We start from the raw sequence: 12,389 nt of genomic DNA, 5'->3' as shown, positions 1-12,389 counted from the left end.
ACGTTTCAAAAATGGATAAACTTAAATTACTCTTGCCCCTTGATGATCAATTTTACAAATATGCGTAAACCCATCACTATTTTGTAAATAGCGACTTTTAAGAAGTATTTCGATTTGCTGCGCAGTCTCTAATTTATCCGCAATAACAAACATGGTTGGTCCAGAACCTGAAATGCCTGAAGCTAACGCACCAAGTTGTTTTACACGTTGCTGTGTTTCATCAAAGTTTGGTAACAACTGTTTGCGATAAGGTTCAGCAATATTATCGATCAACATGGCAGCAGCTAATTTAGATTGCTTGGTATAACAGGCATGCACAAAGCCGCCTACATAACGACCATGAGCGACACAATCTGATTTTTGATATTGTGCAGGTAAAATAGCCCGTGCTTCAGCCGTTGAGACTTTGATTCCCGGATAAGCCATAACCCAATACCAATCTTCAAAATGAGGAATAGATTCACTGATTATGCCCATTTCATCCAGAATCAGTTGCATGCCACCTAAATAGCAAGGCGCAACGTTATCATAATGCACACTACCCGAAATTCGTCCTTCCAGTTCACCCATCATTTTAAGCATTTCAATTTGATTAAAAGGTTGACCAAAATACTCATTTAAGGCAACAAACGCCCCCACGACTGAACACGCACTTGACCCTAAACCAGAACCAATAGGCATATTTTTTTCAAGTGTGATACTCACCGGTAACGTTTTACCCATTGCTTTACAAAAACGCTGCCAACATTGATAAACAATGTTGTATTTAGGGTCTCGTGGCAATTTTTTAACAAACTGCCCTTTACTAACCAGTTTAAATTCAGTTGATGATTCAACAGTGATACAATCACCCAGCATCGTTCCACTTATTGGGCTAATTGCTGCACCTAAAATATCAAATCCCACGCTGATATTCGCCATTGATGCAGGAGCATATACTGTTATGGATTGATGTGTCATTTAACCTCCGATTTTTCCTGATGTTGTACGCAAAATATCGGCAAACACACCCGCTGCAGTGACATCATTACCTGCACCATAACCTCGCAAGACTAATGGGATTGGCTGATAGTAGCGAGTATAAAATGCTAATGCATTTTCACCATTTTTAACTTTATAAAGTGGGTCTTCACTATCGACGGCTTCAATTTTAACACTACATTGTCCGCCCTCAATGCTGCCTACATAACGCAATACTTTCCCCTCTTGTATCGCTTTTTCGGATTTTGCTTTAAATTCAGCATCCAGTTGCGGTAATTTTGTCATAAACTCTTCGATACTTCCTTGCGCATATTCTTTGGGTAACACCGATTCCACTTTTATCTGATCTAACTCAAGTTGTAATCCTGCTTCACGGGCTAAGATTAATAGTTTTCGAGCAACATCTGTCCCTGATAAATCATCTCTTGGATCGGGTTCAGTAAAGCCTTTCTCTTTTGCTAGCTTTGTCGCCTCTGATAACGACATGCCTTCATCGAGTTTACCGAAAATAAAAGAAAGCGAACCCGACAAAATACCCGAAAATTTAATGAGTTCATCACCGGCATTGAGTAAATTTTGTAGATTTTCAATAACGGGTAACCCTGCCCCCACATTGGTATCATATTGGAACTTACGTTTACTTTTTTCAGCTTCTTGTCGTAAACGTAAATAATAAGCCATTGAACTGGTATTCGCTTTCTTATTAGGGGTAACCACATGGAAACCATTGGCTAAAAAGTCTGCATATTTATCAGCCACTTCACTACTAGAAGTACAATCAACCAAAATTGGATTGAGAAGACGATTATTTTTAGCAAATTCAATGATGCTTTCTAAGGTATAAGGAATGTCAGATTGTTTAATCTGTTCTCGCCAATTTTTTAGATCAATGCCATCACGATTTAATAAACTGTGTTTAGAATTAAACAGACCGCAGACCCGCAGATCAATCTGTTTATTTTTAAGCCATCTTTGTTGGCGTCCTATCTGATCAACCAGTGCTCCCCCTACACCACCAACACCAACGACAAAGACATCTAACATTTTGTCGGTGCCAAATAGCATTTGATGAGTAACACGCACACCCATTACGGCGACATCATTATCCACAACGACCGAAATTGAGCGTTCAGATGAACCTTGAGCAATAGCCACAATATTAATATTGGCTCGCGCCAAAGCAGTAAAGAAATTAGCTGATAGACCTCGTAGCGTGCGCATACCATCACCAACCACCGAGATAATAGCAAGCTTATCAATTACTTCAATCGGCTCCAGTAATCCATCTTTTAATTCTAAATAAAATTCATCATTTAATGCTTCTTGAGCTCGATATAATTCTGTTTGAGGAATACAAAAGCTAATACTATATTCTGATGAAGATTGCGTAATGAGTACTACCGAAATACCGGCATAAGACATGGCAGCAAAGACCCGTGCCGACATGCCGACCATCCCTTTCAAACCAGGGCCAGATACATTAATCATAGCCATGTTATTGAGATTAGTTATGCCTTTTACTGGTGTTGTTGAGTCAACGACATTGGCACCAATCAATGTTCCCGGCGCATCAGGATTATTGGTATTTTTGATAAGACAAGGTATTTGAAACTGAGCAATAGGTAAAATAGTTCTTGGATGAAGCACTTTGGCACCAAAATAAGATAGCTCCATGGCTTCTTGATAAGACATAGTCTTGAGTAATTTCGCATCCGGTACAATACGAGGATCACAAGTATAAACGCCATCGACATCCGTCCAAATCTCGCAACAACTAGCTTGCAAACAAGCCGCTAACACGGAAGCGGAATAGTCAGAGCCATTACGCCCAAGCACAACGAGTTCCCCTTTATCATTTCCGGCGGTAAAACCAGGCATCAATATTATATGGTCTTCAGGGATATGCATATCACTAATTCGATGTGTGGATTGAGCAATATCAACCGTTGATTCCAAGTAGTCACCTTCTGCAATTAACATTGCCACTGGATCAATAACTGTGACTAAATGCCCTTTTGCTTTAAGCAGTGCTTGCATAATGGCAATAGAGAGTTTTTCACCTCGACAAATGATAGAAGCATTGATGCTATCGGGGCATTGTCCTAATAAACGAATACCTTCAAGTAGCTGTTTGATATGATTTAACTCATTTAATGCAAAATGTTTCATGACTTCGTAAGCAAAATTTGGTTGTGCTTTTGAAAGACCTTCTAACAAATCCGCAAAGATTTTTTCCGCTTCATAAAGGTTATTTTTAATATCTTGCCCATCAACCGTTTTCTCAACCATCGCTACTAAATGGTTAGTGATTTTTGCCGGCGCCGATAATACTGTCGCTGTTTGCTCTTGTTTAGCATTATTCTCAATAATTTCTGCTACTCGCAAAAAACGTTCTGCATTAGCGACAGATGTTCCTCCAAATTTTAATACTTTCATATCACACCCACCCTTACTATCCTAAGTTATGTCATTAACCATCCAAAATACCATTGAGCCAAAACGTCTGATAAAAACTTATTGCAGTTAAATAAGATTTTTTTCTTATCTTGCCTGAAGTCGTTTCATCTTATAAGAAATTTTGAACCTCATATCTTCAATACAAAATAAAAACCCGCCTTTTTTGGCGGGTTTTCTTATATTTTTTAGAAAAATATCAACCCGCCCTAGATCGCATAATGGTGCCTAAGGTGATAATAATGCCTGTGATTGTCATTATTATGTTCATGATATTCCTTACTCTGTTTTTATTGCTATACAAAATAAAACAGCCCGACATTTTCATGTCGGGCTGCTATATCAAAATACTTTTTTGCTATTTTCGTATTCATTGACCACTTTGTTCAATGCTTGATATATGCTTTGTGCATCTTGTTTTTTCAATGCTTCATCAAGGATATTTAAATACGATAACATCAATTTTTGATTATCTTCGGCAAACTGGGGTGATACTTCCTGATCTTCATACAACATGACATAAGTTCGCGCAAACCCAAAAATCAAAAAATACACAGCAGCATTTTTTGGATCGTCTTGAATTAATGAGCGCATAGCTTTACGCAGTTTGACATAACTATCTGTGCCCGGCAAACTTGTCGCAAATGTTTTTGTTACTTCAGAGAAAGTCATTGCCATAAACCTTAATCAAAATTATAGGATAAAAGAATAGCAATCCATTAGCTTAAGTGCAAGTCTATTTTGTTTACTAAACTTAATTTTTTACTATTCTAAAAACAATTAATTTATTTTGTTTTTACTCTTTAAATACTGATAATCCTGCTTGAGCTTGAGCCACAGGCATAATTTCAATCGAAGTCACATTAAAATGTGGTGGTGTATTGACTAACCATGAAATGGTATTGGCAATATCGTCAGGTGTAATATAATCCACACCTTTATAAACAGCAGCGGCTTGTTCATTATTACCATGAAATCGCACATTAGAAAATTCAGTTCCGCCACATAATCCCGGTTCAATATTGGTCACTCTAATTTTTTTACCCAGTAGATCTGTTCGTAAATTGGCACTAAATTGTTTTACAAAAGCTTTAGATGCACCGTACACATTACCACCTTTATAGGCATAACTCCCCGCAACCGATCCAAGATTAATGATATAACCAAAATTACGTTCAACCATTCCCGGTAAGATTTGATGAGTTAAATGCACTAACCCAATAATATTTGTTTCAATCATTGTTTCCCAATCGTCATAATTAGCTTGATAGGCAGGTTCGAGCCCTAACGCCAAGCCAGCATTATTAATGAGGATATCAATGGGTTGAAATTCTTTAGGAAGTTGTAACAATAGGGATTCTACCGCATCATTTTTGGTCACATCTAAAACCAATGGTAAAAAATTGCAACCCAGTTCGCTGGCAAGACTTTTTAATTTATCTTCTCGCCTAGCAGTTCCGATAACTTTGTAACCATCAGCAATCAACTTACGACACGTTGCTTGACCAAAACCTGAAGATGCCCCTGTCACTAATGCAATATTCATCGTAAATCTCCTTATTGATTAATTTATACCTTTGAGTATAGCCCTGAAAACGTCAACATGCCTTATCAAAAAATGGCAAAGTAGTCATGTTACACTCATCTAACTTAAGAAATAAGAATCGGTAGTATTTTATAGTAACGTGTGAAGAATAAAAAACCCGCTATTTAAGCGGGTTGATCATTAACTTTTCCTTTGGCGGTTTGTTCAGCGGGTTCTTCATCTTTTAATGGAACAATCAAAGTATCAATATGCGTATTATTGATAAGTTGACGAGCGGAAGACATTAATTTACTCCAGAAATCTTGATGATGACCACATACAACAAGATCGACGTTGAATTCATGAATAGCTTCAATCAATACCTGACCAAACTCCCCATTACCTGATAATGTATGAGCAATAGGATAACCAGCATCATCGGCTAATTTATTTAAAGCAATATGGGCATCTTCGGTAATTTTATCCTTCATATCATTCATATTAATATCAACTAAACCTGTGTAAAGATCAGAATAATTAATACCAACATGAATCAATGAGACTTGAGCATTATAAGGTCTTGCCATCGATACCGCTTTTTCAACAAGCACTTCACTTTCAGGTGATAAATCCACTGCGACTAATATATGTTTATAAGCCATTGTTCTTTACTCCTTTCTTTTTTGGCGCTCAGATTAAAAGTAAAATTAATATCTTCTTTTTTACTACTAAATTAATTTTTGAGCAAGCCAAAAAAGTGATCCAGATAGCAAAATTGAAATTGGCAATGTTAAAATCCAAGTTAATGCAATATTTTTTATCGTTTTGCTTTGTACCCCACCACCATCAACAATCATGGTACCGGCAACCGATGAAGAAAGAACCTGTGTTGTTGATACAGGCATTCCTGTATAACTGGCGATACCAATTGATAATGCGGTTGTAATTTGCGCTGACACACCTTGTGCATAAGTCATCCCTTTTTTACCAATCTTTTCACCAATAGTGATAGCAACACGTCGCCAACCAATCATAGTGCCTAATGCCAGTGCTGAGGCAACAGCAATAATAATCCAAACAGGTGCATACTCAACGGTTTTGAGTAAATCATTATTTAAAGATTTTAAATATTGTTTATCTTCAGTGGAAACATTAGGTTGTTTTGCAACATGCGATACGGTATCGGATAAACAAAGTAAAATACGTCTTGCTTGTGAACGTTGATCGACCGTTAATGCTTCATAATCATTAAGTTTATTAAATAATGAATTAGCAATACCGATCGTCATAAATGAACGAGAGTAGTCGCAGTGATATTGATTAATATCGGTTGTTGGAATTGTTGAATCGATAGCTGGTTGATGACCAATTACGCTGGTTAAATCTTTTTGATGTGAAACAAAATACTCTTCAATATTGTGAATTGCATTACGCGTATTAGTGATGTCATAAGTAGACGCACTCATATTAACAATAAAGCCTGCTGGTGCAATCCCCATTAAAACTAACATTAACAAACCAATGCCTTTTTGCCCATCATTCGCACCATGTGAAAAACTAACACCTGCTGCTGATATAATTAACATGATACGGATCCAAAAAGGTGGTTTCTTCTTACCATAGAGCTTTTCACGCTGTTCTGGCGTCATAAATATACGTTCTCTTTTTTTACTGCTTTTTTTACTTTGACCTTTACGAGTCCAATATTTACGCAATAAAAATATCATTAAACCCGCAATGATTAACCCAACCAGAGGGGAAACAATTAATGACAGGAAAATTTGAATCATTTTAGGAATATTAAGCGCTTCAATAATTGAAGTATCCATGATAAATGCGTTAGCAAGCGCAACCCCAATAATTGAACCAATTAAGGTGTGCGAACTTGATGCAGGAATACCGACATACCATGTCCCTAAATTCCAAATAATGGCAGCAAATAAAATTGAAAAAACCATTGCCAGTCCATGCGCTGAACTAACATTGAGTAATAAATCGGTTGGTAAAAGGTGAACGATTGCGTAAGCAACACTTAACCCACCCAAAAGCACACCAAAAAAATTAAACACGCCAGCCATAAAAACAGCGAGTTGTTCTTTCAATGCTCTTGTATAAATGACAGTTGCCACAGCATTAGCGGTGTCATGAAATCCATTAATTGCTTCGTAAAAAAGGACAAAAAGCAATGCAAAGACTAATAATATAATTGTTGAAAATTCTAAATCAGCAAATAGATGAAACATAATATATCTTTCTGTAGTTAATGGCGGCTCTATTATCCTTGAGAATAAGGCAATGAGCAAAATAATTTTTATATTTTTCGCTTCGCATAACGAGCGGCTAAAAAGGCACAAATCATCAATTGAATTTGGTGAAAAATCATTAAAGGTAAAATCATCATTCCCATAATCGAGATAGGAAAAATCACACTTGCCATGGGTATACCACTAGCAAGACTCTTTTTTGACCCACAAAATACAATCGTGATTTCATCTTCTTTATTAAACCCTACTAATCTTGCACTATAGGTGGTAAACAATAATACAAGAATTAATAATAAAATAGAAAAAAAGATAACAGTCAATAGTGATAACACGCCAACTTGTGACCAAATTCCATTTACAACCGCATCACTAAATGCCACATAAACCACTAAAAGAATAGATAAACGATCGGTTTTAGAAATAATATTTTTATATTTGTCGACCCATTTGCCAATATAGCGTCTGGATAAATGACCAATAATAAACGGTAACATTAACTTGAGCATAATTGAGCTAATGGCATCCATGATATTCATGGATTCAACAGCCTGTGTATGCATCAATAAACCAACTAATACAGGCGTGATAAAGACACCTAATAAAGTGGATGCTGAAGCACTACAAATGGCCGCAGCGACATTACCTTTTGCAATTGATGTAAAAGCTATAGCGGATTGAACAGTCGCAGGTAGAACGCAAAGGTAGACAAATCCTAAATAAAGATTTTCAGATAGGAAAGTTGGCACCAACAGTTGCATCATGATGCCAAAAACAGGAAAAACCACAAAAGTCGTAATAAAAATCAGCAAATGTAATCGCCAATTTTTAATGCCAACAACGATTGCTTGAAAAGAGAGCTTTGCGCCATGCATAAAAAACAGTAGACCAATAGCAAAGGTGGTGAGGTATTCGAAAGCAGTTTTAGTTTCACCTTTACAAGGAAATACGCTAGCGGTAAGTACAACGCAAATCAGAATTAATAAAAACGGATCTATTTTAAGACGTTGTAATATATTCATAGTTATCAAGTTAAAAAGTTAAAAAAAATCGCCACAATTGTGGCGATATAGTTACAAATAAAAAAGACTATTCTAAAAAGCTACGTAACACGTCTGAACGGCTAGGATGACGCAATTTACGCAGTGCTTTGGCTTCAATTTGACGAATACGTTCACGTGTTACATCAAACTGTTTACCAACTTCTTCAAGCGTATGATCGGTATTCATATCAATACCAAACCGCATACGTAATACTTTTGCTTCACGTGGGGTTAATCCAGAAAGAATATCACGTGTTGCGCTACGTAAACTTTCAGATGTTGCCGCATCTAATGGTTGCTCTAGAGCCGTATCCTCGATAAAGTCCCCTAAATGTGAATCTTCATCATCACCGACTGGGGTTTCCATTGAGATTGGTTCTTTGGCAATCTTAAGTACTTTACGTATTTTGTCTTCAGGCATTTGCATGCGCTCTGACAACTCTTCTGGCGTAGGCTCACGACCGATTTCTTGTAACATTTGACGTGAAATACGATTCAATTTATTAATCGTTTCAATCATATGTACTGGAATACGGATAGTTCTTGCCTGATCCGCAATCGAACGAGTAATCGCTTGTCTGATCCACCAAGTTGCATAGGTTGAAAATTTATAACCACGACGATATTCAAACTTATCAACTGCTTTCATCAAACCAATATTACCTTCTTGGATAAGATCTAAGAACTGTAAACCACGGTTTGTATATTTTTTAGCAATAGAAATCACTAAACGTAAGTTTGCTTCAACCATTTCTTTCTTGGCACGACGAGCTTTTGCCTCACCAATAGACATACGACGATTAATATCTTTAATCTGTTCGATAGAAAGATTAGTTTCCGTTTCAATTTTTTGAAGCGATTCAATTTGTGCAGCAACTTGCTCTTCAAACTCTTTTAAATTAGCGGCAAAAGCCCCTTTTGAGCTTGATGCTTTAGTAAACCAGTTCATGTTATTTTCATTACCCGTAAAATAGGTCATAAACTGTTTTTTCGGCATTTTACTTTGTTCGACACAAATCTTCATAATGACACGTTCATGTGCTCTTACACGATCCATCATGCTTCGCATATTGTTGACTAGAATGTCGAACTGTTTACCAACCAAACGAAATTGCTTAAATATTTCAGATAAATTTTCGATCTCTTTTTGTGCTTTTTTGTGAGCTCGTCCGTATTTTTTGATCGCTTCTGATGTTTTATCGTGTTGCTCTTTTAATTCAGCAAATTTAGCACGTGCAACTTCAGGATCGATAGAGACATCATCGTCTGCTGAAGAATCGCTATCTTCATCTTCGCTTTCATCATCACTGTCATCAAGTTCGATGTCAGCTTCACTATCTTCCAAATCTTCAGGAAGTGCATCACCTGATCCTTCAGCATTAGGATCAACAAAACCAGTGATTAGGTCGGATAATCGTACCTCACCACTTTCGGTTAAATTATATTGTTCTAAAAGATATGTAATTGCTTCTGGATATTCTGATACCGACGTTTGAACTTGGTTAATCCCATCTTCAATACGTTTGGCTATATCAATTTCGCCTTCACGAGTTAGTAGTTCAACTGCCCCCATTTCACGCATATACATACGGACGGGATCGGTTGTTCTACCAATTTCTGACTCAACATTTGATAATACCAATGCCGTTGCTGCTTCAACGGCTTCTTCATCAGGAACATTGTCTGAAAGTAATAAGTCATCAGAATCTGGGGCTTCTTCAAGCACTTGAATCCCCATGTCATTAATCATTTGGATTATATCTTCAATCTGATCTGAATCAATAATCTCTTCAGGCAAGTGATCGTTGACATCAGCATAGGTTAAATATCCTAACTCCTTACCTCGAATGATTAGGAGTTTAAGCTGTGATTGAGAATTTTGCTCCATAAAGGTATCCACATTAAAGTTGTTCGGTCATGTATATTATATATGTAAAACGCGGTAAAATTTGGTTCTACATATACCCAATATTTAGTCTTTTTTCGATAAAACAAGTATAAGTGTCGCTAATTCTTTTTTCTCTGCGGTACTTAAGCCGGAGACTCTCTCTTTTGCGATCAGTTCATCTTGCCGTTGGGCGAGTATATTATCATATAACTCTTTTAACGTATGCGAAAAAATTGACTCTATTTGATTGTCTTGATAATGGTGCTCCCATATTGCTAACCGATTTAGTTGCTTATAAAACGGTTTATCAATATATTCAGTTAAGATCTGTGCAGTAGTTATATTTGGGTAATGTTGGCATAATTCAAGTAGTTCAATAAAAATTTCAATACCCGCCATTTTCACTTGACTGATAGCTTTAATATCGGTGACTAGCTTAGCAAGATAAGGGTACTGAATTAATAAGCCGATTAAAATACGCATAGTAGTAAGTTTTACCTGAGACACAGGCGTATTAACCACCGTGTTTGTATCGTTTTTAGTGCGACTTGCACGCAATAATTGCTCAAGCTGAGACACATCAAGTAAACCCAAATATTTACCTAATTGTTGCAACAAGTTTAAACGGAATGCTTTTGCTTTTACTTGATCAATTAAAGGTAAAGCGAGTGAACTTAATTTAGATTTTCCTTCAGGCGTTTTTAAATCAACTTGTTTCAAAAGTTCATCAAATAAAAACTTAGATAAATTTGGTGCCGTTTGTAAATAGGACTCAAATCCATCTTTACCTATTTTTCGAACCAAACTATCCGGATCTTCATCTTGTGGTAAAAAAGCAAAAGTTATCTCTTTACCGTCAATTAAGCAAGGTAATAAAACATTGAGTGCTCGCCAAGCTGCACTACGCCCAGCATTATCGCCGTCATAACAAAATAGGACAGAATCTGTTGCTCTAAATAACAGCTTAATATGCTCTTCAGATGTCGCTGTACCAAGTGCCGCAACTGCATAATCTATCCCAAATTGGGCAAGCGAGACAACATCCATATATCCTTCAACCACCATCAGTTGTTTAGGATTACGATTCACTTCTTGTGCTTCATAAAGTCCATACAACTGAAACCCTTTATGAAAAATAGGCGTTTCGGGTGAATTGATATATTTCGCATTATCATTGATAATCGTTCGCCCACCAAAGGCAATCACATTACCTTGTCTGTCACGAATCGGGAACATAATTCGACCACGAAAGCGGTCATATTGGTTACCATTATCATTCGTGACTAACATACCAGCTTGATTATAAAGCTCGGCTTCTGCTTTGCTTTTAACCACGTTTTGTAAGGTTAATCGCCACTCATTTGGCGCAAAACCAATTTTATACCGATTGATAATTTCGGCGTTCAATCCGCGTTGTTCAAGGTATTGATTGGCATCTGTTGATGTTGGTTGGGCTAATTGTTGCTGATAAAAATGGGTAATTTTAGCCATTAACGTATATAAATCTCGGCGAATATTTCGAGATTCAATATGTTTGGATTGGTCGATTTGCTTGTTTTCACTATCGACATAAGGGACACGAATCCCTTGCATATTGGCTAGCTCTTCAATAGCTTCTGGAAATGATAAACGTTCATATTGCATCAAGAAAGTGACGACAGAACCCGTCGCGCCACAGCCAAAGCAATAATAGATCTGTTTTTTTTCGTTAAGCGAAAAAGAAGCTGTTTTTTCATCATGAAAAGGACAACAACCAAAATAGTTATTTCCCTGTTTTTTCATTTTAACACGTTTACTGATCACATCTAGAATGCTAGATCGAGCTATCAGTTCTAAAATAAAATCGCGAGGAATTTGACCTTTCATAATGAACGTTCAACCAATATTGGCATTTTAGAAAGACAACAAGCCGTACCTTGTGTACGGCTTGTAAGAATTCTTTATATTAAAAATATAACAAATTGATTTTTATATCAATTTAAATTTTAAGTATAAATAATCGCAAAAATATTAATATAAACGAGTGCGACGAGCGTTTTCTCTTTCTAATTTCTTAGCATGACGTTTAACAGCCGCTGCTTTAGCGCGTTTACGAATTGTCGTTGGTTTTTCGTAAAATTCACGGTTACGAACTTCAGCTAAAACTCCTGCTTTTTCGCAAGAACGTTTAAAACGACGTAATGCTACATCGAAAGGTTCATTTTCACGTACTTTAATTACTGGCATGTGCCTCTCAC

The 12,389-nt window shown here is 36.7% G+C and carries 10 protein-coding genes; all 10 read right to left on the bottom strand.

Going from position 1 to position 12,389, the window contains the following annotated elements; all coding sequences use genetic code 11:
• Positions 1 to 21 precede the first annotated feature (21 nt).
• Positions 22 to 960 (bottom strand): homoserine kinase, encoded by a 939-nt coding sequence (gene thrB, locus ACGH6P_RS00435; RefSeq protein WP_267361410.1) that lies wholly within the window; start codon positions 958 to 960, stop codon positions 22 to 24.
• Positions 961 to 3,417, bottom strand: coding sequence for a bifunctional aspartate kinase/homoserine dehydrogenase I (gene thrA / locus ACGH6P_RS00430; RefSeq protein ID WP_411596462.1), 2,457 nt, complete (start codon positions 3,415 to 3,417; stop codon positions 961 to 963).
• 360 nt (positions 3,418 to 3,777) lie between these two features.
• Positions 3,778 to 4,107, bottom strand: coding sequence for a hypothetical protein (locus tag ACGH6P_RS00425; RefSeq protein WP_065558914.1), 330 nt, complete (start codon positions 4,105 to 4,107; stop codon positions 3,778 to 3,780).
• 124 nt (positions 4,108 to 4,231) lie between these two features.
• On the bottom strand, positions 4,232 to 4,981 hold the full coding sequence (locus tag ACGH6P_RS00420; protein ID WP_267352361.1) for an SDR family oxidoreductase: 750 nt from the start codon (positions 4,979 to 4,981) through the stop codon (positions 4,232 to 4,234).
• A gap of 164 nt (positions 4,982 to 5,145) precedes the next feature.
• Positions 5,146 to 5,622, bottom strand: coding sequence for a universal stress protein UspA (uspA, locus tag ACGH6P_RS00415; RefSeq protein ID WP_065558916.1), 477 nt, complete (start codon positions 5,620 to 5,622; stop codon positions 5,146 to 5,148).
• Between the two features lie 66 nt (positions 5,623 to 5,688).
• The gene (pitA, locus tag ACGH6P_RS00410) at positions 5,689 to 7,203 is read right to left on the bottom strand and encodes an inorganic phosphate transporter PitA (protein WP_267352362.1); all 1,515 of its coding nucleotides are present in this window, start codon (positions 7,201 to 7,203) and stop codon (positions 5,689 to 5,691) included.
• Between the two features lie 68 nt (positions 7,204 to 7,271).
• Positions 7,272 to 8,243, bottom strand: coding sequence for a bile acid:sodium symporter family protein (locus ACGH6P_RS00405; RefSeq protein ID WP_411596461.1), 972 nt, complete (start codon positions 8,241 to 8,243; stop codon positions 7,272 to 7,274).
• A 67-nt stretch (positions 8,244 to 8,310) separates the two neighbouring features.
• A complete protein-coding gene (rpoD, locus tag ACGH6P_RS00400; RefSeq protein WP_267352364.1) occupies positions 8,311 to 10,152 on the bottom strand; it encodes an RNA polymerase sigma factor RpoD in 1,842 nt (613 codons plus the stop codon).
• 84 nt (positions 10,153 to 10,236) lie between these two features.
• A complete protein-coding gene (dnaG, locus tag ACGH6P_RS00395; protein WP_267361398.1) occupies positions 10,237 to 12,018 on the bottom strand; it encodes a DNA primase in 1,782 nt (593 codons plus the stop codon).
• A 144-nt stretch (positions 12,019 to 12,162) separates the two neighbouring features.
• The gene (gene rpsU, locus ACGH6P_RS00390) at positions 12,163 to 12,378 is read right to left on the bottom strand and encodes a 30S ribosomal protein S21 (RefSeq protein ID WP_034882800.1); all 216 of its coding nucleotides are present in this window, start codon (positions 12,376 to 12,378) and stop codon (positions 12,163 to 12,165) included.
• Positions 12,379 to 12,389: the final 11 nt, after the last annotated feature.

The sequence above is a fragment of the Gilliamella sp. CG25 genome (assembly GCF_046635705.1).
In the GTDB taxonomy this organism is placed as follows: Bacteria; Pseudomonadota; Gammaproteobacteria; order Enterobacterales; family Orbaceae; genus Gilliamella; species Gilliamella apicola_I.
This window is presented reverse-complemented; position numbering and strand designations above follow the sequence as displayed.

Excerpts from the sequence above, each read along its gene's own strand:
- pitA (WP_267352362.1), bottom strand. The coding sequence starts at position 7,203 with ATGTTTCATCTATTTGCTGATTTAGAATTTTCAACAATTATATTATTA.
- rpsU (WP_034882800.1), bottom strand. The coding sequence starts at position 12,378 with ATGCCAGTAATTAAAGTACGTGAAAATGAACCTTTCGATGTAGCATTA.
- rpoD (WP_267352364.1), bottom strand. The coding sequence starts at position 10,152 with ATGGAGCAAAATTCTCAATCACAGCTTAAACTCCTAATCATTCGAGGT.
- ACGH6P_RS00425 (WP_065558914.1), bottom strand. The coding sequence starts at position 4,107 with ATGACTTTCTCTGAAGTAACAAAAACATTTGCGACAAGTTTGCCGGGC.
- ACGH6P_RS00420 (WP_267352361.1), bottom strand. The coding sequence starts at position 4,981 with ATGAATATTGCATTAGTGACAGGGGCATCTTCAGGTTTTGGTCAAGCA.
- ACGH6P_RS00405 (WP_411596461.1), bottom strand. The coding sequence starts at position 8,243 with ATGAATATATTACAACGTCTTAAAATAGATCCGTTTTTATTAATTCTG.
- thrB (WP_267361410.1), bottom strand. The coding sequence starts at position 960 with ATGACACATCAATCCATAACAGTATATGCTCCTGCATCAATGGCGAAT.
- dnaG (WP_267361398.1), bottom strand. The coding sequence starts at position 12,018 with ATGAAAGGTCAAATTCCTCGCGATTTTATTTTAGAACTGATAGCTCGA.
- thrA (WP_411596462.1), bottom strand. The coding sequence starts at position 3,417 with ATGAAAGTATTAAAATTTGGAGGAACATCTGTCGCTAATGCAGAACGT.
- uspA (WP_065558916.1), bottom strand. The coding sequence starts at position 5,622 with ATGGCTTATAAACATATATTAGTCGCAGTGGATTTATCACCTGAAAGT.